Consider the following 24,154-nt stretch of genomic DNA (forward strand, 5'->3'; position numbering starts at 1 on the left):
CATGACGCAGGACGAGGTTTTGGCGGTATTTGAGGAATGTGGTGCGCTCCTGAAAGGGCATTTCGTTCTGTCATCCGGACGCCACGCCGACACCTATCTCAACAAATCAATCGTCTCCATGTATCCTCAGCCAACGGAGAAACTTTGCCGCGCGCTGGCGACACTCATCAAGTCGCGGTTTGGAGAGCAGCCAACGGCCGTCATCGCCCCTGCGATGGGCGCGATCATCTTCGGCTATGAAACGGCGCGGCATCTTGGCCTCCCATCCATGTTCATGGAGCGGGTCGATGGCGAGTTTCAGCTCCGCCGCGGTTTCGGCGTGACGGCTGGTCAGAAAGTGATCGTTGTCGAGGACATCGTGTCTACCGGCCTGTCGAGCCGTGAGACCCTGGATGCTGTGCGCAAGGCGGGCGGCGTCCCCTTGGGGTTGGCGTGCCTCATCGACCGCTCTGGCGGCACGGTCGACCTTGGCGTGCCGATGTTGCCTCTCGTGACCATGAATGTGGAAAGTTGGCCTGCGGATGATCTGCCGCCGCATCTGAAGAATGTTCCGGCCGTCAAACCCGGCAGCCGGGGCCTGAAATGATCTGGGGTGAGAACAGCCCAAAGGGCCCGAATCCCGCGGCTGAGCGGCCCGCCTGTCGCCTTGGCGTCAATATTGACCACGTCGCGACACTGCGAAATGCGCGCGGCGGTGTGGACCCCGACCCGGTGCGCGCGGCCCAGCTGGCCATCATGGCCGGCGCTGACGGCATCACCGCTCACTTGCGTGAAGACCGGCGTCACATTCGCGATGAGGACATGGCTCGTCTGAAAAATGAGGTGGATGCCCCCCTCAATTTCGAAATGGCGGCTACGGACGAAATGGTGGAGATATGCCTCCGAACGGCGCCCCATGCGGCGTGCCTCGTACCAGAAAAACGTGAAGAGCGCACAACAGAAGGTGGCCTCGACGTGGCGGGACAGGCGGACAGTCTCCGTCCTAAGATCGAGCGACTGCGGGATGCTGGTATCCGCGTTTCATTGTTCATCGATCCCGATCCACGGCAGATCGAGGCGGCCGTGGCGCTGGGCGCGCCGGTCGTTGAGCTCCACACTGGAGAATACCAGCAGGCAGCGCTTTCCACGACCCCCGCGCTAATTCAAAAGACATTCGATGCGATCGAACAGGCAGCGCGGCTGGGTGACGAAATGGGGTTGGAAATCCACGCCGGTCACGGCCTGAATTTCCAGAATGTGTCGAATATTGCCGCGATCCCGGCCATGCGCGAGCTGAATATCGGTCATTTCCTGATTGGCGAGGCCGTTTTCATGGGCCTCGACAAGGCGGTCCGCGAAATGGGACGGCTGATCGCCGATGCCCGAAGCGGGCGCCTCGTATGATCATCGGCCTGGGCAGTGACCTGATCGACATCCGGCGCGTGGAAAAAAGCCTCGAGCGCTATGGCGAGAGGTTCACGCACCGCGTCTTTACGGAGGTCGAACGGGCCAAATCAGACCGGCGCCATCAACGCGCCGCCTCTTACGCCAAGAGGTTTGCTGCAAAAGAGGCCCTGTCCAAGGCATTGGGGACGGGGATCAATCAGGGCGTGTATTGGCGCGACATGGGGGTGGTGAACCTTCCCGGTGGCAAACCAACGATGAAACTGACAGGCGGTGCGGCGGAAAAACTGCGCCAATTGACGCCGCCGGGCCACCAGATGGAGGTCCATTTAACGATTACCGATGATTATCCACTGGCCCAGGCCTTTGTGATCCTTTACGCTACCCCGACGCCGACAGACGGCCAGAGTGAATCAGGACGTGACTGAAAACATCAACTCCCCAGAATCTGCTGACGAGATGCCCGATGAGGCTGATGAGCAGTCAATGACCGCCGCTGAAGAGGCGTGGGACATTGCCAAAACCGTATTGATCGCCGTCGCTGTGACCCTGTTTGTGCGGTTTTTCTTCTTTCAGCCGTTCAATATCCCTTCGGCGTCCATGCAGCCGACCTTGATGGTTGGGGACTTTGTGGTCGTCAACAAGATGTCCCACGGCTACTCAAAGGCGTCGCTGATCTATCCGCTGACCCGGATGCCAAGCGAAGGACGCCTGTTCGGCAGTGCGCCGGACGCGGGCGAAGTCATCGTCTTCAAGAACCCCTATGACCGCAACCGCGACTACATCAAGCGCGTCATCGGCACGGCCGGTGACCGGATCCAGGTGATTGGCGGGGTGCTGCATATCAATGGCCAGCCGGTTGAGCGGGAATACCTGGCTGATCGCCGCCCCGAATGCTCCGATCCCGATCCGCGCGCGAAGGTCTATCGCGAAACCATGCCAGATGGCGGCCCGAGCTATATCGTGCAGGAATGCCATGGCGACAATTACAACCTCGACAACACCAAGGTCTTTACCGTGGGTGAGGGACAATTGTTCATGATGGGCGACAATCGGGACAATTCTTCCGACAGCCGTACCCCGATCGTCCAGATGGTCGAAATGCACCAGGTCGTTGGCCGGGCCACAAATATCGCTTTCTCCGTAGACGGCAGCAAGGCGCATCTGTGGGAGCCATGGAAATGGCCGATGGCCATTCGCTACAGCCGGATGTTTGATCACGTTGAGTAAGCCGTCTGCTGCCGACACCCGTGAGGCACGGGCTGTCGAAGAGGCCCTTGGTCACGAGTTCAAGGACCGTTCTCTTCTGGCCCGGGCCCTGACTCATGCAAGCCTGGCTGGCAGCGGCGTGCGCGACCTCGAACGTCTTGAATTCCTTGGCGATCGCGTACTGGGTCTGATGACAGCCGAGGCCTTGTGGCGTCGCTATCCCAACATGTCCGAGGGCGAACTGGCGCCGCGCCTGAACGCATTGGTGCGTAAGGAAACCTGCGCCGAGGCTGCGCGGTTCTGGAATGTCGGCCAGGCCCTTCACCTGTCCACGGGTGAAGAACGGGCCGGCGGCCGGGAAAAGGACGCCATTCTGGGTGATGCCTGCGAGGCGTTGCTCGGGGCGCTCTATATCGATGGCGGGCTGGCCGCGGCAGAGCGCGCCTACGAGCCGTTCTGGGGCGAGCGCTTTGATGATCTGTCTGCTGACCATCGCGACGCCAAAACGGCGCTGCAGGAATGGGCGCAGGAGTTCGGTCATGGTACGCCGATTTACAAGGATATTGCGCGGGACGGCCCCGACCACGCGCCAGTGTTCACCGTTTCTGTCAGCGTCCATGACCTTGAACCGGAGCGGGCCAAGGGGACGAACAAGCGCGATGCGCAAATGAAAGCGGCCGAGGCTATGCTCCGCCGCGAAGGAGTCTGGAATAAAAATGGCCGCCGAAAATAATCAGGACGGCGCCCCCCATTGCGGCATCGTGGCCGTACTGGGCGCGCCGAATGCCGGTAAATCGACATTCGTCAATCGCATGGTTGGCGCCAAAGTGTCGATCGTCACGCAGAAGGTGCAGACGACGCGCGCCCGTATTCGCGGCATCGCGATGGAGGGGGCCGCCCAGATCATCTATATCGACACGCCGGGCATCTTTGCGCCCAAGCGCAAGCTGGATGAAGCAATGGTGTCTGCCGCCTGGGAAGGCATGGACGGTGCGGATGTCACGCTGTTGATGGTCGACGCGCCGGCCTATATTGGCCGGGAGACCGGTGAGGGCGGGGCGGCATCGCGCCGTTCTGCTGAAGATACCGACCGCATCATCGAGGGGCTGATCAGGGAGGAGCGCAAGGCCATCCTTGTCCTGAACAAGATCGACGGTATGCAGCGTGACCGCCTGCTTGGCCTCGCCCAGTCGCTGAACGAAAAGGACATCTTCACTGATACGTTCATGATCTCAGCCGCCAAGGGGCTAGGTACGGACGATCTACGCGCTTATCTGGCGGGCCAGATGCCCAAGGGCCCTTATCTCTATCCTGAAGATCAGCTCTCGGACATTTCCGACAGATTGATGGCGGCCGAAGTGACCCGCGAGAAGCTGTTCCTGCGACTGCACCAGGAACTGCCTTATGCCCTCACGGTGGAAACTGAGACCTGGAAACGGACCGCGAAAGGCGAGCTGAGGATTGAGCAGGTCATCTTTGTTGAACGAGAAGGTCAGCGGGCCCTCGTTCTTGGACAAAAAGGAAAGACCATCTCCACCATTGGCAAGATGGCGCGCGAAGAACTGACCGAAATGCTGGGTGAGCCCGTGCATCTGTTCCTGTTCGTGAAGGTTCGCGAAGACTGGACACAGGATGCAGAGCGGTTCCGTTCCATGGGCCTTGAGGGGCTGCCGACCAAGGCGCGTTGATGGTGGAGTGGACCGACAACGCCATCGTACTGGCCAATCGTCCGCAAGGGGAAAACCATTCGGTCGGTATTCTTTTTACTGAAGAGCACGGCGCGACCGGCGGTCTTGTCTATGGCGGGCAGGGGCGCGGGAAATCCCCCCTGATGCAGGCGGGCAATGGGGTGCGCGCCGTCTGGAAGGCCAAGGGGGAGAACGCCCTTGGTCATTTTGACCTCGAACTTGTCGAGGCGCGCGCAGCGCACGCCATGCAGGACCGAATGGCCCTCATGGCCCTGCACCTCGTGACAGACATTCTCTATGCGGTGCTTCCCGAGGGGGCGGCCTATCCACCGCTGTATAAGGCGACCTGTGCCCTTCTCGATCATCTGGATGAGCAGACGATCTGGCCAATCCTCTTGGTTCAGTGGGAGCTTGGCGTTCTGGAGGCGCTTGGCTACGGGCTCACGCTCGATCGCTGTGTCGCCACCGGACGTCTTCTTGAAGACGGTGCGTCATTGGCCTTCGTTTCACCCAAATCCGGCGGGGCCGTCAGTGTTGAGGCGGGCATGCCGTATAAGGATAAATTGCTGCCGCTACCTGCTTTCATGACGGGCCTGGGGGATCCCACCCTGCCGGACGTCAAGGCTGCGTTGCGGACAACGGGCTATTTTCTCGGAGAGAAACTGCTTGGCGCCGCGGGCAAGGAGCTGCCCGAAAGCCGTGAGCGTTACATCAACCGGCTGCGCGCCGACGTCTGATATTATCCCGTCGGATGGAAGAAGTCGTAGATCCGCTGGGCTAGCTCTTCCGATATCCCCTCGACCTGTGACAGGTCATAGGCGTTCGCCCGCGAGACAGCCTTGGCTGAGCCGTAATGGTGCAGCAACGCCTTCTTCCGCTTGGCACCGATGCCGTCGATCCCGTCAAGCGGATTGGCAACCATCGCCTTGGACCGCTTGGCCCGGTGGGAGCCGATCGCGAAGCGGTGCGCTTCGTCGCGCAAGCGCTGGAGGTAATAGAGGACAGGACTGCGCGGCGGCAGCATGAATGGCGCGCGGCCAGGGATGAAGAACTGCTCGCCGGTCGCGGCAGCAGTCCGGTCTGCACGTCGCTGGCCACGCTCATCCTCCCGCCGTCCCTTCGCAACGGAAAGCAGCATGATCTCGCCATTCTCCGTGTCCGGCCCGATCGTGATGCCCGCATCCTCCATCGCCTGCTTGGCGACGGACAATTGTCCTGCGCCACCGTCGATAACAATAAGGCTGGGCCAATTGTCAGAGGACGGCGTTTCTTCTTTCATGAGCCTCGCGAACCGGCGGTCCAGGACCTCGCGCATCATGCCGAAATCGTCACCGGGGGTGAGGCTTGTGTCCTTGATATTGAACTTCCGATACTGATTTTTGCGGAACCCTTCTTCGGTCGCCACGATCATGCCGCCGAGAGCATTCGTGCCGCCCGTATGCGAGTTGTCATAGACTTCGATGCGCCGTGGCGGAGCGGTCAGGCCCAGCTGATCACCCAGTGCACGTAGAAGTTGCATCTGCGATGCCGTGTCGGACAGACGCCGTCCCAACGCTTCCCGCGCATTCATCAGCGCGTGTTCGGCCAGCTCCCGCTTCTCGCCCCGCTGCGGTGCCAGGATGGTGACCTTTCGGCCCGCCTTGATGCCCAGCGCTTCTGCCAGCAGCTCTTCATCTTCAAGCCCCTCAGACAGGAGGATCTGCCGCGGCGGCATACGGTTGTCATAGAACTGCGCAATGAACGACGACAGGATCTGCGCCGTCGGCAACTCGCGATCATGCTTGGGGAAGAACGCATGGGCGCCCAAATTCTGGCCCGCGCGGAAGAAGAAGACCTGGATGCAGGCCTGCCCCCCATCGGCGTGGACGGCGAACAGGTCCGCCTCATCGACGGAGCCGGGATTGATCCCTTGGCTCTCCTGAATATAGGTCAGTGCACGGATACGGTCGCGCAAGGACGCTGCGCGTTCAAAGTCGAGCGCGATCGATGCCTCTTCCATCTGCTTGGACAGAAGTGTCTGTATGTCGCGGTTCCGGCCGTTCAGGAACGCCATGGCTTCGGCGACCAGCTCGCCATAGCCAGCTTCACTGACTTCTCCCGTACAGGGGGCGGAGCATCGCTTGATCTGATGCAGAAGACAGGGGCGCGTCCGGCTTTCATAAACCGAGTCCGTGCAGCTGCGCAGCAGAAACGCTTTTTGGAGCGTGTTCAGCGTACGGTTGACTGCACCCGCCGAGGCAAAGGGGCCGAAATAGTGGCCCGGCCGCTTCTGCGCACCCCGGTGCTTGGTGATTTGCGGTACGGGATGATCGGTCGCCAGCAGGATATTCGCGAAGGACTTATCATCCCGCATCAGCACATTGTATCGCGGCTTCAGGCTCTTGATGAGGTTCGCCTCAAGCAACAGGCTTTCCGTCTCGGTCTCTGTCACGACGAATTCCATGCTCCGCGTCTCGGAAATCATCCGTGCAATGCGGTTGGAGTGGCCGTTAAGCGTCGTATAGTTCGAGACCCGGGATTTCAGGCTCCGCGCCTTGCCGACATAGAGAAGCTCTCCATCGTCCGCCATCATGCGATAAACACCGGGCCGCGGCGGAAGGTGTTTGACGTAGTCGGCAATCAGCGCCGCGCCGATGAGCGGTTTGGAGGAGGGGGGCATCGTATCCGAGGGCATTCTGGCTATTTAGGCTGATCGGCGCCGCTATTCGATGGCTGTGCGGCTCCCATAGGCAATTTTCTTTCCCCGTGTCATAATTCGTCAAAACATGGCGCCAGAACGCCATGATATGACCGTCTGTTGGGCATGGGGGCCCTAGACTATGGGTGGAATCCGTTTTTCGGTACTCAAACAGTGTGCTGTTTTTACAGGGTTATTTGTACTCGCGGCCTGCGCGGGGCAGCAGCGCAATCCGCAGTTCAACTCAAAGACCGAACCCCTGCAGTTTGAAGCCGAGCGCACCGGTGAGATTGACCTTGTGGCGCTGATCGATCCTGAAAACCGCCGTTTGCGCCTCTCAAGCCCTGTCTGTGTTGCGGCGGAAAACGATATCAAGGCTCGTGACGATGACAAGCGTGCCGCCGCCACCATGCAGCGGCTCGAATGTGCTTTCCGTGCCTTCAAGACCTACACCGTGTCCTATGACGATTTCACCGCCTGGGAGGGGACGGATGCCGACGTATTCTATCGCCGCGCAGCCGCGTCCGTCGCGCTGGCGGTACGCCGCAATGAGGTGCAGGACCGGCTGATGATGCGGTCCGATGCCCTCTGCCGTGATTTTGAACACCGGCTGAATATCGACCTCAGCATCGACAATGATACCAATCTGTCCAACATGCTGCTGAACTCAAAACGCCGGATCATTGGCGGCGTGGGCTCGCTGCTTTTGGGCGGGGATATCGTCTGGGCCCTGACAACAGCGAGCCGGATCACCGACCTGCCAAGCTATGTGCATGATGAGGGGCAGATCGAGAAGACGACCCTGCGCATTGCCAGCGATGGATTGAAATTGCGGCGGCAACAGCTGTTTGCGGAGATCGATCGCCGCCGCCGCGCCCCCGTGCGCCACGGTGGGTTGAGCCTCAACGAAGGCAGCGTTGCAGATGGCGTGACCCCGGTGACGATCTATACGCTGGAACGCGCCATCGCCGATGCGCTTGTCTATCACAATGCCTGCAGTCTGAATGAAGGCCTGCAGCAGGCTGCGCGGATCGTCGAACAGAGCCGTTCCGCGCCGGGGCCGGTGGATTACCCGGACCTCATTCCATCCACTATCAATCCGTAGACAAAGGGTCAGGGGGTGATGGCGGCGACACGCGGTGGGCTGGTGCCGATAGGCCCGCTGAGATGCGGCTGTTGCAGTTGAAGACTGCCGCAATCGACGACCGTCAATCCCGTCGGCAACAATGTCTGTGCATCGCCGCAAGCGGTGTCGAGCTGATATTGGGTCAGGCCGTCCGCAAGCGCGAGATTGGCGCCCGACAGGTCCGCGCCTTTCAGGCTCGCGCCGTGCAGCGCCGTATTGGTCATGGTCGCCCCACGAAGGACCGCACCATCCAGCACGGCGCGGCGCATGTCGACATGATCAAAGCGCGCCTCGTTCAGCTTTGCGTTGATGAAGCGAGCGTCGATGGCCTTGCCGTCGCGGAAAACCGTCTGGATGAAGCTGGCGCCCGTGAATTGGCTGCGGCCCAGATTGCTGCCGCTGAAGATCGCCTGGTCGAAGACCGAGCCCTGCATGGACGCGGCGCTCAGATCGGTCTGGTGGAACACGGCGGCCGTGAAGTTGGCGACCCGCGCAGAACTTTCCGCCAGGATAGCGTCACCGAACACGGTCTTCTGTGCCGACGCGCCATCGAGCAGCGTGCCTTTCAGATAGGCTTTGGAGAAATTGGCGTTGTCAAGCGTGGCCCGCAGAAAAAGATGCTTGTCGAACCGTCCGGCCGTGAGGTCGGCGCCGGTCAGGTCTTCATAGACCGTGACGATGCCGCCCTGTTCGGCGATCACCGCCAGGCGGGTGCTCTCCCGGCCGGCCAGCTCGTCGGCGGCTTCACTGACGCGCGGTCCGATGCGCTCGGTCACCAGGGCCATGCCACTGGCGAGGGCAGAATCGGCGTTGACGATCATGACACGCAGAGGCGTCGGCACACGCTGGCGCTGATCAATCGGCGCGTAATTGTACCAAACCATGGAAAGGCTGAAGAATAGCGTCGATACAAAGGTCAAGAGCTTGATCATCGTAGGCTCCCAGTTACACCACGCCCCACGTGTCAATCTTGCCAGAGCCCGCTTACTTCATCCTTATCCGTATCCCTTCAATTTTTCGGGATAGTGTCCCTTTATTGAACAGTGTGCGCACTGATCACGAACAGCCGGTGGTCTGGCCACAGCTGTCACACCGAAGGCAGGTACCGCTGCGCACGAGGGTGAACTGTCCGCAATTGGAGCAGGCATCCCCTTCATAGCCTTTCAGCTTCGCTTCCTCTCGCGCGGCAGCGGGATCGGCGAGGCGACCCTTGGGCGGGGTTGGCGGCTTGGGGCCCTTTGGCAGTTCCTGCCGCATCGGCTCTTCGTCACGCTCTTCTTCAGCCGGTGCGGTTTTGGCCCGCTCCTGCTCGCGTTTCTCGCGCAGCCTGTCGAACTCACCGCCGCGCAGCACGACGAGGTTGTCCATTGTTGATGACCGGGAAAAGCCTTTAGAGATCAGGCGTCCTGCGTCCTGCGTCACGCCCTCGGCATCAACACCCTTGCCCATATCGAAGGACGTTCCGCCCTCTGGCACATGGCCCAGATCGTTCCGGCTCAGATAGCTGATCGCCAGCTCGCGGAAGATATAGTCGAGGATCGAAGTCGCATTCTTGATGCGGTCATTGCCCTGGACGGGTCCTGCGGGTTCAAAGCGTGTGAAGAGATAGGCGTCGATGAACTCCTCAAGCGGCACGCCATATTGCAGGCCAAGCGACACAGCGATGGCAAAATTGTTCATCAGTGAGCGGAAAGCAGCGCCTTCCTTGTGCATGTCGACGAAGATCTCGCCAAGCTCGCCATTCTCGAACTCGCCGGTATGCAGATAGACCTTGTGGCCGCCCACAATGGCTTTCTGGATATAGCCCTTGCGGCGGTCGGGCAGGCGACGCCGCCCCGGCGCGCGTTCAACAACCCGTTCGACTACGCGTTCAGCAAAGATCCGCGCCTTTTCGGCATCTGGCTGATCAACCAGATCATCCGTGTCAAAATCATCCTGCGCCAGAAGGCCGGAAGACAGCGGCTGGGACAGTTTGGACCCGTCGCGATAGAGCGCGATGGCCTTCAGTCCCTTCGCATAGGCGGCGTGATAGGTGGCGAGGCAATCGGCCACGGAGGCACGACCGGGCAGGTTGACGGTCTTGGAGATGGCCCCTGAAATGAACGGCTGGCAGGCCGCCATCATGTTGATATGAGCTGCAACGGACAGGCTGCGCGTGCCGATGCGGCCGCAGCGGTTGGCGCAGTCGAACACGGCATAATGTTCGAGCGCGAGATGCGGCGCGCCCTCCAGTGTCATGGTCCCGCAGCAGTAGAGATTGGCCCTGTGAATGTCCTCGTCGGAAAACCCAAGATCCCTGAGAAGCACGTACCCCGACTGCCCCATCTGCTGTTCAGTCAGGTGCAGGACACCGCGCATGAATCCTTCGCCAAGGACGTCAGCGGTGAACACATAGGTGATGTCAAAGGCGGTCTTCAGCGCTTCGCGTAGCGCTGTGATCTGGGTGTCACCGAAGCCTTCTTCACGCAAGGCATCGAAATTGACGCCCGGCGCATGCTCCAGCGTCCCATGCCCGATGGCGTACTGCTCGATCTCGGCAATTTCGTCTTCCGTATACCCCAATGTTTCAAGGGCGCGCGGCACCGACCGGTTGATGATGCGGAACGATCCGCCACCCGCCAGTGACTTGAACTTCACGAGGGCGAAGTCAGGCTCAATACCCGTCGTATCGCAGTCCATCACGAGGCCGATGGTGCCGGTTGGGGCAATCACCGTCACCTGCGCGTTTCGCAGGCCGTGCTTTTCGGCGGCCTTCAACGTTCGCTGCCATGCCTCATTCGCTGCCTCGAACAGCCCAGGATACGGCACCTGGTCAGGCGCTATGCGGTCCGGCCGGATCGACAGGCCTTCGAAATCACCGACACCGGCCGCGGCCGCATGATTTCTCAGGACGCGGAGCATCGGTTTCCGGTTCGCATCGAAACGGTCAAAGGTGCCAAGCCTTGCGGCCATCTCGGCCGACGTCTCATAGGCCGTGGCGGTCATCAGGGCGGAAATGGCGCCGGCCGCGGCTCGTCCCTCATCGCTGTCATAGGCAATGCCCGACGACATGAGGAGCCCGCCGAGATTGGCAAAACCAAGCCCCAACGTGCGATAAAGGTAGGACCGCTGGGCAATGGCCCGTGACGGATAGGATGCCATGCCCACGGAAATTTCGAGCACCATCGTCCACAGGCGACAGGCGTGACGGAAGCCCGCGCTGTCAAATTCGCCGTCTGGGCCCAAGAATTTGAGCAGATTGATCGAGGCCAGATTGCAGGCCGTGTCGTCAAGGAACATATATTCCGAGCACGGATTGGAGCCATTGATCCGACCATCGGCAGGGCAGGTGTGCCACTCATTGATGGTATCATCAAACTGCAGGCCGGGATCAGCGCTTGACCAGGCTGCATCACCAATGCGTGCCCACAGGTCCTGGGCCGGCACGGTCTTGTGCGGCTGGCCGTCGACCCGGCGGGTGAGGGTCCAGTCGCCGCCGTCTTCTACAGCCTGCAAAAATTCGCCGTTCAGCCGCACGGAGTTGTTTGCGTTCTGGCCACTGACGGTCCGATAGCCTTCGCCGTCCCAGTCGGTCGAATAGGTCTCGACCATCATCGCCGTGCGGCCCTCGCGCGCCAGTGCGAGGGCGCGAGCCATGACGTTCTCGGCAACGCCGTCGCGGCGGGCCGCCTTCAGCACCCGCTTCAGCGTCTCGTTCCGCTTGGGATCAAACCGGTAATCATCCTTCCCGGACAGGGCGGCGAACAGGGCTTCGACGTGCCGTCGAATGACGATCGACCCGCAAACGATTGCGGCGACCTTCCGCTCCTCTACTGATTTCCAGTCGATAAAGGCTTCGATATCCGGATGATCAATATCGACGATGACCATCTTCGCAGCGCGGCGGGTCACGCCACCGGATTTGATGGCGCCGGCCGCGGCGTCGCCGACTTTCAGGAAGCTCAAAAGGCCCGATGATTGTCCGCCGCCAGCAAGTGGCTCACCCTCGCCGCGAAGGGCAGAAAAATTGGAGCCTGACCCGGAGCCATATTTGAACAGCCGGGCTTCCCGTTGCCACAGATCAAAAATGCCGTTCGCGCCAACCAGCGAGTCCTCAACGGACTGAATGAAGCAGGCGTGGGGTTGCGGCCATTCGTAGGCGTCCTCAACGGCCACCACATCCTTGATCTTCGGGTCATAGCGGAAATGGCCCGTGCCAATGGCCTCGATGCCGTAGGACCAGTGCAGGCCGGTGTTGAACCACTGGGGCGAATTGGGCGCCGCCACCTGGCGGGCGAGCATGGCGCTCAGTTCGTCGCGGAAAGTAACTGCCGTTTCCTCGTTGTCGAACAGGCCCTGTTTCCAGCCGTGATAGGCCCAGGCCCCCGACATCCGCTCGAATACGTCCGATGCGTGGCTCTCGGCGCCAGATCCTGCGTTCGGGGCGGCCATCTGCGGTGCCAAGGGAAGTGGACCGTCGAACCCTGGCCGGGGGACCGTCGCTTCCGGCACGCCAGCCCGGCGCAGATATTTCTGCGCCAGAATATCGGTGGCCACTTGCGACCACGGCGTCGGGACCTGCAGAGTGATAATATCGCCGCGGTGAGTACGGCTCTCCGCTTCGCGAAAATCCAGATCGCCATAAGCAGATTGCGGCGAGGAAAAATGTCGATCGATACGCATGGAGGCTCCGCAGAAGTCAGCAAAAAATGATATAGGGTGATTTGCACCGATTGTGGAAAGGCCTTGAAGAGCATCGCGACGCAATGCCAAATAGCGATGGCGACGTGTTTATTTGTCGCGCCAATACCATGTGCAACGCAACAATGAAGGTTTTGCGCGCTGTAATTTCTTATCTGATCAAGTACTCACTGCTCTTGATACAGAATAACACTATGATTTTAACCATTTAGATGATGACAGTCCCGCCACAATCGCGTTATAGGGGTTGTCCGTAAGTTAAGGGTATCTGTCGCGCATGGCCTACACCCCCTCAAACGCCGAGTCCTCGCGCGAAGTCCGTGGCGTCGTCAAATGGTTCGACCAGGTGAAGGGCTATGGCTTCATCACCGACAATGCGGGCGGTCGCGATGTTCTCATCCACTCCTCCTGCCTCAAACAAAGCGGTCAGAACACGGCGCCCGAAGGCGCGACGGTGATCTGCGAAGCGATCGAGAGTGAGAAAGGCCTGCAGGCCATTCGGATCATTGAGCTCGATGTCAGCAGTGCTGCGCCATTGCCGCGACCTACACTGTCGCCGCGCGAGACGATCATCAGCCCGGCCGGTGCCATGATGCCCGCCGAGGTCAAGTGGTTCAGTCGTGCCAAGGGCTACGGTTTCCTGACGCGCGGCGAGGGGACGGAGGACATTTTCGTCCATATGGAAGTCGTCCGTGCTGCGGGTCTTGCCGAACTAATTCCTGGTCAGAATGTCCGTGTTTCGTTTGGAGAGGGTAATAAGGGCCTTCTGGCGACGGAAATCACGGTGGATACCGGGAACTGATTTTCTGGTCCGATCTGACGCGCTGAAGACCAAGCAGTTGTGTCTGTTCAGCTTTTCAATACGGCTTTTTTCTTCTGTGACGGGTTACAAAAAATTGTCCCGTCCAGCGACATTTTGTGAAACTCGCGCCACGAATTCGGCGTTATGTTCCCATAGGCCTTGAGGGCCATAATAGAGGGAAAGACCCAATGTTGAAATTTGCAATGATCGCCGCTGGCGCTGGTGCACTGTTGTTGACGAGTGCCTGCACAACGACAGGTAATGTTGAGAAACGCGGCGCTCAAGGCGCGGCAGTAGGCGCTGTTGCTGGCGCTGTCATCGGGAACAATGTCGGTGATGGCGACGCGACGCGCGGTGCGGTCATCGGTGGTGTGCTCGGCGGTGCCGCTGGCGCAGCAAAAGGCCGTCAAGAAGACGTCCAGTCTGGCGAAGGCACACGGCTGAAAGAAACGGCCGATGGCCAGAAACTGTATTACGATTCCAGCGCCCGTCGTTATTACTATGTCGATGAGCGGACGGGTCGGACCTACTGGCAGGACGGCGCGCTGCGCTATTAGAGCCAACGCTTGACCAATTGGTCGGAAGGGGGTTTTTCACCTCCATGACCGAAGTCGCTTCAAAATCTGATTTAGAACCAATGAGCGGTGCAGATATTGCGCCGCTCATTGTGCTTGTGCGTCCGCAAATGGGCGAGAATATCGGCGCGACCGCGCGCGCCATGCTGAATTTCGGCCTGAAGGGCCTGCGTCTGGTCGCGCCCAGGGATGGGTGGCCCAATCCAGCGGCAAAGGCGATGGCGGCCGGTGCCGCTGAAGTCATCGACAATGCCCGGGTGTTCGACACCGTCGTGGATGCCGTCAGCGACTGTCATCTTGTACTGGCCACGACGGCGCGACACCGCGGGCTTTTCCTGCCGGTGCACACACCGCAGGTCGCGGCGGAAACTTTGCGGACCGAGGCCCACGCTGGTCGGCGCACAGCCATTCTTTTCGGAGCGGAAAAATCCGGCCTCGACAGCAATGAAGTGGCCCAGGCCCACGGTATCATCAACATCCCCGTCAATCCGTCCTTCTCGTCACTCAATCTGGCGCAGGCCGTCATTGTCATTGCCTATGAATGGTCCAAGGCCAAAGGCACCCAGCCGCTGTTCGAATCGGAATATGACGATACGCCGGCCAGCATGGGAGAGGTGGACGGGATGATCAGTCATTTCATCGCGCTGCTCGATCAGGCGGGCTATTTCTATCCGGATCACAAAAGAGTGGTGATGGAGCGCAATGTCAGGACCCTTTTGACAAATGCCTCCATGTCGAGCGCTGAAACGCGTCTGTTTCGCGGCATGATCCGACAGCTTGCCCGGATGCGCGCTGATTAATTGCATCGCGCCATCTCGCCGGCGCAGCATTTCGCCCTAGTTTCATAGGGCAAAACACGAATGGGAGCTTGCTCGCTCATGGGACGACTTGTTGCTATTTCCAATCGCACAGCCGCTGGCTCAGCCAAGGCCGGGGGGCTCGCCGTCGCGGTCTGGGACGCGCTCGTTGAAAGTCGCGGTGTCTGGTACGGCTGGAGCGGCGATGTGGTCGAACAGACCCCGCGCGGCGTGGAGATGGTCGTCGAGGATGGCGTTGAATTCGCGCTGACGGACCTGACGCACGAGGAACATGACGGCTTCTATCTTGGGTTCTCCAATCGCGCGCTCTGGCCCGTCCTTCATTACCGCACGGACCTCGCCTATTTCGACGAGGATGAGTTTGAGCAGTATGTCGACGTCAATGCGCGCTTCTCACGGCTCGTCGCGCCGCGTCTTCTCGACGATGACATGGTCTGGGTGCACGATTACCATTTCTTCCTTCTGGGCCAGGATCTGCGCAATGAAGGTTGGGAAGGCCGGACTGGATACTTTCTGCACGTTCCCTTTCCGCCGCCCGAAGTCTTCCGGACTGTGCCGCACCATCATCGCCTGGCGCGTGCGCTCTGCGCCTATGATGTGATCGGCCTCCAGACCGAGATGGATCGTCGCAATCTTGAACACTATTTTATTGACGAGCTGGGCGCTGAGCGTCTGGACGAGGGCTTGTTCAAGGTCGCTGGACGGACGATCCGTATCCGATCCTATCCGATCGGAATTGACGCTGGTGAATTTGCCCGGCTGGCCACTGAGGAACGTGCACAGGGCGCCGCCAAGCGACTGTCGCAGTTTCTTCAGGATCGCGACCTGATCTTGGGTGTGGATCGCATGGATTACTCCAAGGGCATCCCAAACCGCTTTGACGCGGTTGGTTGCCTGCTTGATCACTACCCGGAACATCGCGGTTCTATTTCCTATACCCAGATTGCGCCGCCGTCGCGGTCCAAGGTGGAAGAATACCAGCACCTGCGCAGCCAGCTCGACAAGCTCGCAGGGCGGATCAATGGCGACTATGGCGATCTGGACTGGATCCCCATCCGGTATCTGGCGCGGCCTTATCCGCGTGAAGAGCTGGCCGGGATCTTCCGTATCGCGAAGGTCGGTTTTGTCACGCCGCTCCATGATGGGATGAACCTTGTCGCGAAGGAATATGTCGCGGCACAGGACCCGGAAAATCCTGGTGTTCTGGTCCTGTCAGAGTTTGCGGGGGCGGCTGAACAGATGCGGGAGGGCGCCGTCCTGGTGAACCCGCATGACAAGAATGGTATGGCAGACCGCCTGCATGAAGCGCTGAAAATGCCGCTTGATGAGCGGAAGCGCCGTTGGAAAGTCATGATGGATCAAGTTTGCGCGCAGGATATTGCCTGGTGGCGGGAGACGTTCCTGGACGATCTGACGCACTGCCACGACAATACCGACGATCGCGTCGTTCAGCTGAAACCATGACAATGGCGCTGATGATGCCGCCGGCCCTGACGGACCGGCACGCCCTGTTTCTGGATTTTGACGGGACTCTTGCGCCGTTGCAGGATGATCCGGATGCGGTGCATCTGCCCGTCGGAGGCGACGGTCTCTTGGCGGGTCTTGCCGATCATCTTGATGGCGCGCTGGCGCTGGTCTCTGGGCGCGACGTACGTGATCTGTCGACACGCGTTCCGCCGCATCTCTGGCGGGCTGGCAATCATGGCGCCGCAATTCTGGAGCCGGGCAGGATGATCGACGAACTGCCCGAAGCGCCCGCCGAACTCCGCGCGGTGGCCGATGCAATGGCAGCAGAAGATGACGGCCTGTGGCTCGAAGTGAAGGGGCCCGTCCTGGCCCTGCATGTGCGACACGCCGCGCATCTGGCCGATGAGGCGGAGACGCGTTTCAGAAAGGCCGCGGCGTCGGTTGACGGTTATTCCGTTCAGCGCGGCAATGGCATCATCGAATTCAAACCTCAGCATGCGGACAAGGGCGCCGCGATCCGCCATCTGTGCGAGTCGGCCCCCTTCACAGGGCGGATCCCTGTCTTTGTGGGTGATGATACCACCGACGAGGACGGATTTATGGCCGTTAATGATCTCGGCGGCATGGCGGTAAAAGTCGGCGCGGGCGAAACCGTCGCTGGCTTCCGGCTAGCCGATGTTCCTGCCACTTGGCGATGGCTGACCGAAAGCTTCGACAGTCTTTCCTGATAGCCGGTCATAAAAAAACCGCCGGCAAGATGCCGGCGGTTTGATTGTCAGAAGACCGATGGCCTTACCATTCCTTGCGCAGCGTCACGCCGTAGGAGCGCGGCTGGTTCGGATAGCCGTTATAGCTGCCGTTCTGCGCTGTGGTCGGGAAGGCTGACTGATAGAACTGCTCATCGGTCAGGTTACGACCCCACACAAAGGCGCGGACGCCGTTGTCCCAGTTGATGCCGACACTACCGTTCAGCAGATTGACTTCACGGGAGGCGACGGAAGCGGGCACGTTTTCCACGACCTGAACTTCATCCTCATACTGATAGGCGCCGCGGATGAAGAGCATTTTGTCATCCCCGATTGGCGTCTCATAGAGGGCCGAGAAGAACAGGCTCATCGTGTGGATGCCTGCAGGCTGTGTACCCGACAGGTCGACCGTTGCCTGGGCGCCGGTCTCGTCAACGCCGTTGGCGCCAACGAAGCTGTCATAGACAGGGTCGAGGAACGTGCCTGAGAAGGTCAGTGTCAGCGGATCAATTGGCTGGAACGTGGCGTCGATTTCGATACCTGTTGTCGATTGTTCACCCGCATTGGTCAGGCCAAAGCCAGTCCCTGTGAAGATCACCGACTGGAAGCCGTCAATCGTCTGGTCAAAGACCGTGACATTCAGTGAGCCGCGGTCAAACTGCGCTTTCATGCCCAGTTCGTAGACCATCGATTCCTCAGGGCCGGCATACCGCGTGCCTGGCGACAGGTTGGGGACCAGAAGGCCCGCGCTGTCCAAAGCGGCGATGTCAGATGGGAACGGCTTGCTGTCACGGCTGAGGTTGAAGGACGAAGCCTTGAAGCCGGTTGCGACGCTACCATAGATGTTGATCCGCGGTGTCAGCTCATAGGCCAGACGGACCGTGTACGACACGTTGTCGTCCTTGGTCTTGCCGTCTTCGACTTCGTTCGGGAACGCAACGAATGGCGGCAGGAACTGGAACGGCTGAAGTGTCAGCAGCGGGTTACAGGCTGGTGGCGGGTTTGACGCAGAGCAGGGGACGGAGTCGACGGCGCTTGCAAACGCCGAAGCGCCAGCCAGAACCGCAGCCTGCGTGCCCGGCATCAAGCCTTCGACAAGCGCGATGTTGGAGGGGGTAGCCACGAAGCCGGTGGCGTCGAAGAAGGCCTGAGCAAATGCCTGCTGCGTGATCAGGCCATTGCCGACCTGCTCCAGATCAAGGGATGCGAACACGTCGTCATTGATCGTGTACCCCTGAACGCGCTTTTCGTCCTCGGTATAGTTCAGGCCGACAGTCGCGGTCAGGCGATCGGTCAATTCATAGTCTGCCTGCGCGAACACGGACCAGCTGTCATTCTCCTGATCGAGAAACTCGCGGCTGCCTGTATTCGGCGCGAAGAAGGTCCCGTTCGGCAGGCTCAGCGCAGCTTCGAGCTGGTCGAGGGCGCCGGGCTGACCGAGCGAGATCGCAAGAACATCGCCATAATCGCGGAACTGATTGCCGAAGATGACATTCGATTTGTTTTCGACCTGCTCATCGAAGAGGTAGGCGCCGACCATCCAGTCGAGACGCTCATTACCTTTCGAGGTCAGACGAAATTCCTGCGTCACCGTGTCGACATTCACATCGTTCAGGTTCGACGCAATCAGGAACGCATCGGTGAAGTCGACGTCGCCGTTCGATTTGACCGACTGCTCACGATAGGAGGTGATCGACGTGAAATCGGCAAAGCCCCAATCGGCGTCGAGATGGGCAGAGGTCCCCCAGTTTTCGACTTCGTTGGTGGGCTGGATGTCCAGCATCGTTTCATAGGAATATGGGTCGGAGCTGACCGTGCCGCCCACGGCGCGGATCGCATTGCCGGTCGGGCCGTCAAACAGGTTCGGCGCATAGCAGCAGTCTTCGTCGAGGCGATCGAGATCGGCGATGATCCGCAGGCTGACTTCAGGTACAGGCTCATACAGGTATTGCGCGCGAACGGCCCAGCGATTGCGCTCGTTCAGGTCCTCGCCAAGATAGGTATTTTCGGCATACCCATCGCGCTTGTGCATCGTGCCTGAGAGGCTGAACGCCGAGGTGTCGTTGATCGGGCCGGTGATCAGACCCTTGAGGATCCGCTGATTTTCATTGCCGAGCGTCGCCTCGAGCGAGCCGCCCAGCGTGAATTGTGGCTCGGCGGTCACGAAGCTGATGACGCCAGCAGAGGCGTTCTTGCCGAACAGCGTGCTTTGCGGACCGCGCAGGACTTCAACCCGCTGCAGGTCAGGAAGATCGGAAATCGAGGCAGCGGAACGGCTGCGATACACGCCATCAATAAAGACGCCGACGGAAGGTTCGATGCCGACATTGTTCGCGCCATTACCGAAGCCGCGGATAATGAAGGTGGTGTTGCCGGAGCGTTCAAGCTGAGAGACGCGCAGGGAAGGGACGACGGACTGCAGGTCCATCAGATCGTTGATCTGGGCCTGCTCGATCACTTCGTCATCGACGACGCTGACGGCGACCGGCACTTCTTGCAGGGTCTGCTCACGCTTGGTCGCCGTGACGGTGATGACATCTTCATCCATGTCATCCTGGGCCAGAGCCGGCGCAGCAAAAGCAGTCGTCATTGCCAGGGACGTGCCCAGCATCAGAAATTTTTTCATCGTGTTTCCTTCCCTCAATTTTTACTGGCCGGCCCGACAAGAACCCGGCGCCGGCGTAAAAATCGTTTTGAGCTAAATGCTAGAGCGGTCATTTGTTTCAAGGCAAGCAAGCTTGGTTGGCGATCGGGATTATTCGTGAAGCGTGTAGCCGCGTGGCCACACAAAACATTTTGTCGGGAATATACACAACTGTTGTGGAGCGCCCGGAACGGCCACTCTAATGTCTGGCGTAATACAGATTAGTGGTAAATAGAGTGTAACAGCGCATCTTAAGCCATTTCTGTAGCTGAAACGACTTCATGTTGCTGCGTTGCAGCAATTTTTGCTTCCGCGCTTCTGTATTCTGGTCAGAAAAAGTTTGATCTACAATGTTAGGGCTAACATTGGCAGGGGTCGTCTTTAGTGCTGGAGACCCAGATCGATCCGGTGACGAACCTTGCGATCGTCCAGCGTGTACGGCGCATCGGAAAGGGGGGCCGCAGCCTCATATGACAGGGTCAAACCACCCTTGATGGCGATGCGCAGTCCGGCGCCGGCGGAGTAGAGTGTTTTGCCGTCGGCGGACAGACCGGCGCCGTCATTCCAGGTCGCGCCCATATCGCCGTAGAGATAGGGCTCAACGCGCCGGACGAGATCCCCGCCCTGTATTGGCCGGGCGACTTCCACAAAGGCGGCGGCGCCATGGTCACCCATCACTTCACCAAAATCATAACCGCGACCGAACCGACCGCCGCCGACGCCGAACTCCTCAGCGAACAGGAGGGGGCCTGACGCGCGCTGCCCGCTGGCGCCAAAGCGCGCAATGTAGGAGCCGACAGGCTGGGCGAAGGTCACGTCCCCCTGCACGCGGCTGAAGACGGCATCGCCATCGGGACGGGACTGGCCGCCGGCATCCCAGATATCGATGCCCTGGCTGACGCTAGTCTCTGCCGCGATGATGCCGCCTGAGGTCAGCTTGACCCGGGCCGACAGCGCAGCCTGCAGTATCCGCAGGCGATCCTCATAAAGGGTCAGGCCGTCTTCCCGTTCGGCGGAATTGGCATATTCGATGCTCGCCCGGCCATCAATGCGCACGCCGTCGCGGCGAAGAAGCGGTCTCTCCACACCAAGGATGACGCGGTTCAGATCGCCGTCCACATCACGGTCGTTCAACTGGCTAGCCGGGGAGGAGTTGGACCACGCCCACTCCAGATAACTTCTTGCGGCATTGGAGAACGGCGCTGTCTGATAGCGGGCCCGCACGAAGGCGAGTTCACCGGCAGCCTGAGGCCGCGTCAGATAGCCGACCGACAACTGGTCCCCAGCCGTGACCATCGAATTGATGTCGCCACCGACGAAGGCCTTGTAGGGTTTGTCCCGCCGGCTGCCTCGATTGGACAGAAGCGCACGTGCCGCGAACCGGTCCATGGTCGCGTCAACGACCAGCACATATTCGTCGCCCGCCACGCGTTGCGGCGCGATCTTGCGAACGGTCAGGCCGGGTATGTCGTCAAGCATGGCGACCGCGCTGTAAAACGTTTCGTCACGAAGCGGCCGTTCCTGCAGGGCTTTGCGGAAGACGCGGCGCAGGACCTTCTGGGCGGAAGGCTCGGCATCAATCGTGCTAATATACCCTTCGGACATCGACACGGTGACTTTGCCGTTGGTGAGGTCCTGGCGCGGAATTTCTGCCACGCACAAAATCAGTCCCTGTTTTTGGCAATCGACCGATAATTGATTGGCGAGGCCCTGCAGGTCATTAATTGTAATATCATTGGGCTGTAAAGCATAGGTCGCCGTGTCGTCCCCAATTGGAACGTAGCGAGATGCACCTGTCACTTCGATGACCAACCCGCGCGACGTGTGGGCCGGCAGCATGACCGCCAATGTCAGCGCCAGAAGTATTCTGAGTATGAAACGCACCTATCACCAATCCTGCCCGGTTGAGGACATGGTTTACACAGAACAATGTAAATATCGCGTTGCGCGTCATGGATAATTTGATCTGTCAAATGTGAGGTAATGTCTAACAGGAGCGCTAATAAATCGTCGGTAGGTTCCGGGTTCGAGTTATTCAACCAATAAGGCACCGCCATGTCGTTTTTCGTACGCATCCTGACACTTTTCATTGCCATGGCAGCGATGACAGTATCTCACGCAGCTGAGGCAGAACGTTGGCGGCTGGTCGAATCATCGGGACGCGTTGAGATCAACGGCACAACCGTCTCGAATGGTGCAACACCGACTTTCGCCAATGGCTGGATTGCCACGTCGAAAGATGGCAGCGCGGTCATCATGCGCGGGGAGCAGCGGATCGCGCTCGGGCCCAATGCGCGTCTGTCCGTTTCCAGCCGCAGCGGGAATGGCTTCACGAATGTGACGCAGGAAGAAGGGCAGGCCAGCTACAAGGTCGACCGCCGCAAGCAGAAGCATTTTGAAGTCCGCACGCGCCAGGTGGCTGCCGTTGTGAAAGGGACAGAATTCACCGTCTCGGCTTCGGGCGATAATCACTCCGTCCAGGTGGACAGTGGTCTCGTTGAGGTGACCTCGCTGTCCACGGGCATGCAGGAAATGGTCTCCAAGGGCCGGATGGCATCGGTGACACGCCAGGGCCGCCTTGAAGTGGTCGCTGTTGCGACACCCGCCGCTGCGTCTTCGGGCAACGTCTCTGCGCCTGCGAAAGGTCGCGACGAGAAGGCCGACGATGCGGCTGATGATCAGGGTGATGATGGTGCCGCCATGGGTGACGACGGGTCATCAGGTGACCCGCTGCCCGGCAATGACAATCAGGATCAGCCTGTGCGTGGCGTCACAGCCTCGGGCAATAGTCAGAAAGATGACAAGGACGACGATTCCGCATCGGATGAGAACGGAGCCTCAGATGATGACGGCGGTGACGATACCGGTACGGATGACGGTGGTGATGACACCGCGTCAAACAACAATGGCAACGGTAATGGCGCAGCCAACGGTAATGGTAACGGCAACGGGAACGGCAACAATTCGTCCAATGGCAACGGATCGTCCAACGGTAACGGCACTGGGTCGGGGTCCGAAGAGGACGGCGATGACGATACCGGTACGGACGATGACGGTGATGACACCGCGTCGAACAGCAATGGCAACGGTAATGGCGCAGCCAACGGCAACGGCGATGCCGCCTCAAACGGCAGTGGAAATGGGGCACCGAACGGCAATGGCGATGCCGCTTCAAACGGCAGCGGTAACGGCACGACCAACGGCAATGGCGACGCGGCTTCAAACGGTAGCGGTAATGGCACGACCAACGGCAATGGCGACGCAGCCGCAAACGGTAGTGGCAATGGCGCAGCCAACGGCAATGGCGATGCCGCTACGAATGGTAGCGGGAATGGTGCGGCGAACGGTAGCGGCAATGCGGCAGCCGGTGGAAACGGAAATGCCGCTGGGTCCGGAAACAGCAATGGCGACAATACGTCGTCGGACAATACGGGCATTGATGAAAACAATGTCGTGAATGGCAAGGACAATGTCTACGAGGGTGTGAACAACACAATTGCCGGTGACGCAAATACACTCTCAGGCAATGACAACAGTCTGATTGGTAACGAGAACACGATCTATGGCGATGCGAACACGCTCAACGGTGAGAAGAACAAGCTGACCGGCGACACCAATGAGGTTCAGGGAAAGAGCAATCTGATTGCCGGTGCGTCAAATGCGGTTCTTGGTGATGACAATGTCGTCACAGGCGACTTCAACGAGGTGCAAGGCAAAACGAACGAATTCGCGGGCGACCAGAACTATGCAGAGGGCGACGATAATATCATTGTCGGCAATACGAACCGTGTGGTCGGTAACGAGAACGTGGTGACGGCCTACACGGCTGCGGATCAGACCATCGAGCTTTCAACCGAGAACAGCATTTTTGGTGATAAGAACGAGATTTCTGGATCCAGCAATAACGTGTTCGGCAACAATGGCGTCATCTCAGGCAGTCTGAATTTTCTGTCCGGCAATGATATCGAAATCGTCGGGTACTCGAACCGGGTCTATGGCGACAAGAACCAGGTCGTCGGCGACAACAACTCGATCGGTACCTCTTTCGTCGGCTACAATGGCAACGACATCCGCGGGGTCTGGAACAATATTCAGGGCCGGGACAATGCGGTTGAGGGCGATTTCAACGCGGTCATCGGCGACTCGAATGAAATCATTGGCAGCAACAATACGGTGACGGGTGATGCCAACGATATCCTCGGTGATCGGAATGTCATCGATGGTTCCAGGAACAAGGTCACTGGCGATGACAATGATCTGATCGGCAGCTCGAATACTGTGTCTGGGGACGGCCATGTGGTCGTTGGTAACAAGCAGAAGATCAAGGACTGACCATGGG

The 24,154-nt window shown here is 59.6% G+C and carries 19 protein-coding genes; 14 read left to right on the plus strand and 5 right to left on the minus strand.

Going from position 1 to position 24,154, the window contains the following annotated elements; genetic code table 11:
• The first annotated feature begins 1 nt into the window (after window position 1).
• From pyrE to recO, 7 genes are read left to right on the plus strand one after another with little or no spacing between them, the layout of a single operon-like run.
• Complete coding sequence (pyrE, locus tag RUI03_RS04460; protein ID WP_317289083.1) at window positions 2–586, plus strand: orotate phosphoribosyltransferase; 585 nt, start codon at window positions 2–4, stop codon at window positions 584–586.
• Window positions 583–1,383 (plus strand): pyridoxine 5'-phosphate synthase, encoded by an 801-nt coding sequence (locus RUI03_RS04465; RefSeq protein ID WP_317289084.1) that lies wholly within the window; start codon window positions 583–585, stop codon window positions 1,381–1,383. Before pyrE ends, RUI03_RS04465 begins: the two co-directional genes overlap by 4 nt.
• Window positions 1,380–1,811: a holo-ACP synthase gene (acpS, locus tag RUI03_RS04470; RefSeq protein ID WP_317289085.1), complete on the plus strand. Its 432-nt coding sequence runs from the start codon at window positions 1,380–1,382 to the stop codon at window positions 1,809–1,811. The genes RUI03_RS04465 and acpS overlap by 4 nt, the downstream gene beginning before the upstream one ends.
• Window positions 1,804–2,613 (plus strand): signal peptidase I, encoded by an 810-nt coding sequence (lepB, locus tag RUI03_RS04475; RefSeq protein WP_317289086.1) that lies wholly within the window; start codon window positions 1,804–1,806, stop codon window positions 2,611–2,613. Before acpS ends, lepB begins: the two co-directional genes overlap by 8 nt.
• Window positions 2,606–3,325 carry a ribonuclease III gene (rnc, locus tag RUI03_RS04480; protein ID WP_317289087.1) on the plus strand — a complete coding sequence of 240 codons (720 nt, stop codon included), beginning with the start codon at window positions 2,606–2,608 and terminating at the stop codon, window positions 3,323–3,325. The genes lepB and rnc overlap by 8 nt, the downstream gene beginning before the upstream one ends.
• On the plus strand, window positions 3,309–4,280 hold the full coding sequence (gene era, locus RUI03_RS04485; protein ID WP_317289088.1) for a GTPase Era: 972 nt from the start codon (window positions 3,309–3,311) through the stop codon (window positions 4,278–4,280). The genes rnc and era overlap by 17 nt, the downstream gene beginning before the upstream one ends.
• Entirely contained in the window at window positions 4,280–5,017 is a 738-nt protein-coding gene (gene recO / locus RUI03_RS04490; protein ID WP_317289089.1) for a DNA repair protein RecO, read from the plus strand. Before era ends, recO begins: the two co-directional genes overlap by 1 nt.
• Before the next feature lie 2 nt (window positions 5,018–5,019).
• Here recO and uvrC read toward each other — a convergent pair whose 3' ends face one another.
• Window positions 5,020–6,954, minus strand: a complete 1,935-nt coding sequence (uvrC, locus tag RUI03_RS04495; RefSeq protein WP_317289090.1) for an excinuclease ABC subunit UvrC — start codon at window positions 6,952–6,954, stop codon at window positions 5,020–5,022.
• 145 nt (window positions 6,955–7,099) lie between these two features.
• Between uvrC and RUI03_RS04500 the strand changes: the two genes are divergently transcribed.
• A complete protein-coding gene (locus RUI03_RS04500; protein WP_317289091.1) occupies window positions 7,100–8,062 on the plus strand; it encodes a hypothetical protein in 963 nt (320 codons plus the stop codon).
• Between the two features lie 8 nt (window positions 8,063–8,070).
• Here the strand turns inward: RUI03_RS04500 and RUI03_RS04505 are convergent, their stop codons facing one another.
• Complete coding sequence (locus RUI03_RS04505; protein WP_317289092.1) at window positions 8,071–9,015, minus strand: pentapeptide repeat-containing protein; 945 nt, start codon at window positions 9,013–9,015, stop codon at window positions 8,071–8,073.
• Between the two features lie 124 nt (window positions 9,016–9,139).
• Window positions 9,140–12,745, minus strand: a complete 3,606-nt coding sequence (locus RUI03_RS04510) for a vitamin B12-dependent ribonucleotide reductase (RefSeq protein WP_317289093.1) — start codon at window positions 12,743–12,745, stop codon at window positions 9,140–9,142.
• 295 nt (window positions 12,746–13,040) lie between these two features.
• Here RUI03_RS04510 and RUI03_RS04515 point away from each other — a divergent pair, with 295 nt between their 5' ends.
• The 5 genes from RUI03_RS04515 (at window position 13,041) to otsB (ending at window position 17,153) form a co-directional block, all read left to right on the plus strand.
• Window positions 13,041–13,565: a cold-shock protein gene (locus RUI03_RS04515; RefSeq protein WP_317289094.1), complete on the plus strand. Its 525-nt coding sequence runs from the start codon at window positions 13,041–13,043 to the stop codon at window positions 13,563–13,565.
• Window positions 13,566–13,753: 188 nt separating this feature from the next.
• Complete coding sequence (locus RUI03_RS04520; RefSeq protein WP_317289095.1) at window positions 13,754–14,122, plus strand: YMGG-like glycine zipper-containing protein; 369 nt, start codon at window positions 13,754–13,756, stop codon at window positions 14,120–14,122.
• An 80-nt stretch (window positions 14,123–14,202) separates the two neighbouring features.
• Window positions 14,203–14,940 (plus strand): RNA methyltransferase, encoded by a 738-nt coding sequence (locus tag RUI03_RS04525; RefSeq protein WP_317289096.1) that lies wholly within the window; start codon window positions 14,203–14,205, stop codon window positions 14,938–14,940.
• Between the two features lie 78 nt (window positions 14,941–15,018).
• A complete protein-coding gene (locus RUI03_RS04530) occupies window positions 15,019–16,422 on the plus strand; it encodes a trehalose-6-phosphate synthase (protein WP_317289097.1) in 1,404 nt (467 codons plus the stop codon).
• Window positions 16,423–16,424: 2 nt separating this feature from the next.
• Window positions 16,425–17,153, plus strand: a complete 729-nt coding sequence (gene otsB / locus RUI03_RS04535; RefSeq protein WP_317289098.1) for a trehalose-phosphatase — start codon at window positions 16,425–16,427, stop codon at window positions 17,151–17,153.
• A 64-nt stretch (window positions 17,154–17,217) separates the two neighbouring features.
• On the opposite strand, the gene RUI03_RS04540 is transcribed toward otsB, so the two are convergent.
• Window positions 17,218–19,797, minus strand: a complete 2,580-nt coding sequence (locus tag RUI03_RS04540; RefSeq protein WP_317289099.1) for a TonB-dependent receptor — start codon at window positions 19,795–19,797, stop codon at window positions 17,218–17,220.
• 399 nt (window positions 19,798–20,196) lie between these two features.
• A complete protein-coding gene (locus RUI03_RS04545) occupies window positions 20,197–21,654 on the minus strand; it encodes a ShlB/FhaC/HecB family hemolysin secretion/activation protein (RefSeq protein WP_410795916.1) in 1,458 nt (485 codons plus the stop codon).
• Between the two features lie 216 nt (window positions 21,655–21,870).
• Between RUI03_RS04545 and RUI03_RS04550 the strand changes: the two genes are divergently transcribed.
• Window positions 21,871–24,147, plus strand: a complete 2,277-nt coding sequence (locus RUI03_RS04550) for a FecR domain-containing protein (RefSeq protein WP_317289101.1) — start codon at window positions 21,871–21,873, stop codon at window positions 24,145–24,147.
• Window positions 24,148–24,154 lie beyond the last annotated feature (7 nt).

The sequence above is a fragment of the Parvularcula sp. LCG005 genome, assembly GCF_032930845.1.
Taxonomy (GTDB): domain Bacteria; phylum Pseudomonadota; class Alphaproteobacteria; order Caulobacterales; family Parvularculaceae; genus Parvularcula.

What these genes read in the sequence shown, in the direction of transcription:
- recO (WP_317289089.1), top strand. Translation starts at nt 4,280, where the DNA reads ATGGTGGAGTGGACCGACAACGCCATCGTACTGGCCAATCGTCCGCAA.
- RUI03_RS04500 (WP_317289091.1), top strand. Translation starts at nt 7,100, where the DNA reads ATGGGTGGAATCCGTTTTTCGGTACTCAAACAGTGTGCTGTTTTTACA.
- uvrC (WP_317289090.1), bottom strand. Translation starts at nt 6,954, where the DNA reads ATGCCCTCGGATACGATGCCCCCCTCCTCCAAACCGCTCATCGGCGCG.
- RUI03_RS04530 (WP_317289097.1), top strand. Translation starts at nt 15,019, where the DNA reads ATGGGACGACTTGTTGCTATTTCCAATCGCACAGCCGCTGGCTCAGCC.
- pyrE (WP_317289083.1), top strand. Translation starts at nt 2, where the DNA reads ATGACGCAGGACGAGGTTTTGGCGGTATTTGAGGAATGTGGTGCGCTC.
- era (WP_317289088.1), top strand. Translation starts at nt 3,309, where the DNA reads ATGGCCGCCGAAAATAATCAGGACGGCGCCCCCCATTGCGGCATCGTG.
- RUI03_RS04520 (WP_317289095.1), top strand. Translation starts at nt 13,754, where the DNA reads ATGTTGAAATTTGCAATGATCGCCGCTGGCGCTGGTGCACTGTTGTTG.
- RUI03_RS04550 (WP_317289101.1), top strand. Translation starts at nt 21,871, where the DNA reads ATGTCGTTTTTCGTACGCATCCTGACACTTTTCATTGCCATGGCAGCG.
- RUI03_RS04515 (WP_317289094.1), top strand. Translation starts at nt 13,041, where the DNA reads ATGGCCTACACCCCCTCAAACGCCGAGTCCTCGCGCGAAGTCCGTGGC.
- RUI03_RS04540 (WP_317289099.1), bottom strand. Translation starts at nt 19,797, where the DNA reads ATGAAAAAATTTCTGATGCTGGGCACGTCCCTGGCAATGACGACTGCT.
- RUI03_RS04465 (WP_317289084.1), top strand. Translation starts at nt 583, where the DNA reads ATGATCTGGGGTGAGAACAGCCCAAAGGGCCCGAATCCCGCGGCTGAG.
- RUI03_RS04545 (WP_410795916.1), bottom strand. Translation starts at nt 21,654, where the DNA reads ATGCTGCCGGCCCACACGTCGCGCGGGTTGGTCATCGAAGTGACAGGT.
- otsB (WP_317289098.1), top strand. Translation starts at nt 16,425, where the DNA reads ATGGCGCTGATGATGCCGCCGGCCCTGACGGACCGGCACGCCCTGTTT.
- RUI03_RS04525 (WP_317289096.1), top strand. Translation starts at nt 14,203, where the DNA reads ATGAGCGGTGCAGATATTGCGCCGCTCATTGTGCTTGTGCGTCCGCAA.
- RUI03_RS04510 (WP_317289093.1), bottom strand. Translation starts at nt 12,745, where the DNA reads ATGCGTATCGATCGACATTTTTCCTCGCCGCAATCTGCTTATGGCGAT.
- RUI03_RS04505 (WP_317289092.1), bottom strand. Translation starts at nt 9,015, where the DNA reads ATGATCAAGCTCTTGACCTTTGTATCGACGCTATTCTTCAGCCTTTCC.
- acpS (WP_317289085.1), top strand. Translation starts at nt 1,380, where the DNA reads ATGATCATCGGCCTGGGCAGTGACCTGATCGACATCCGGCGCGTGGAA.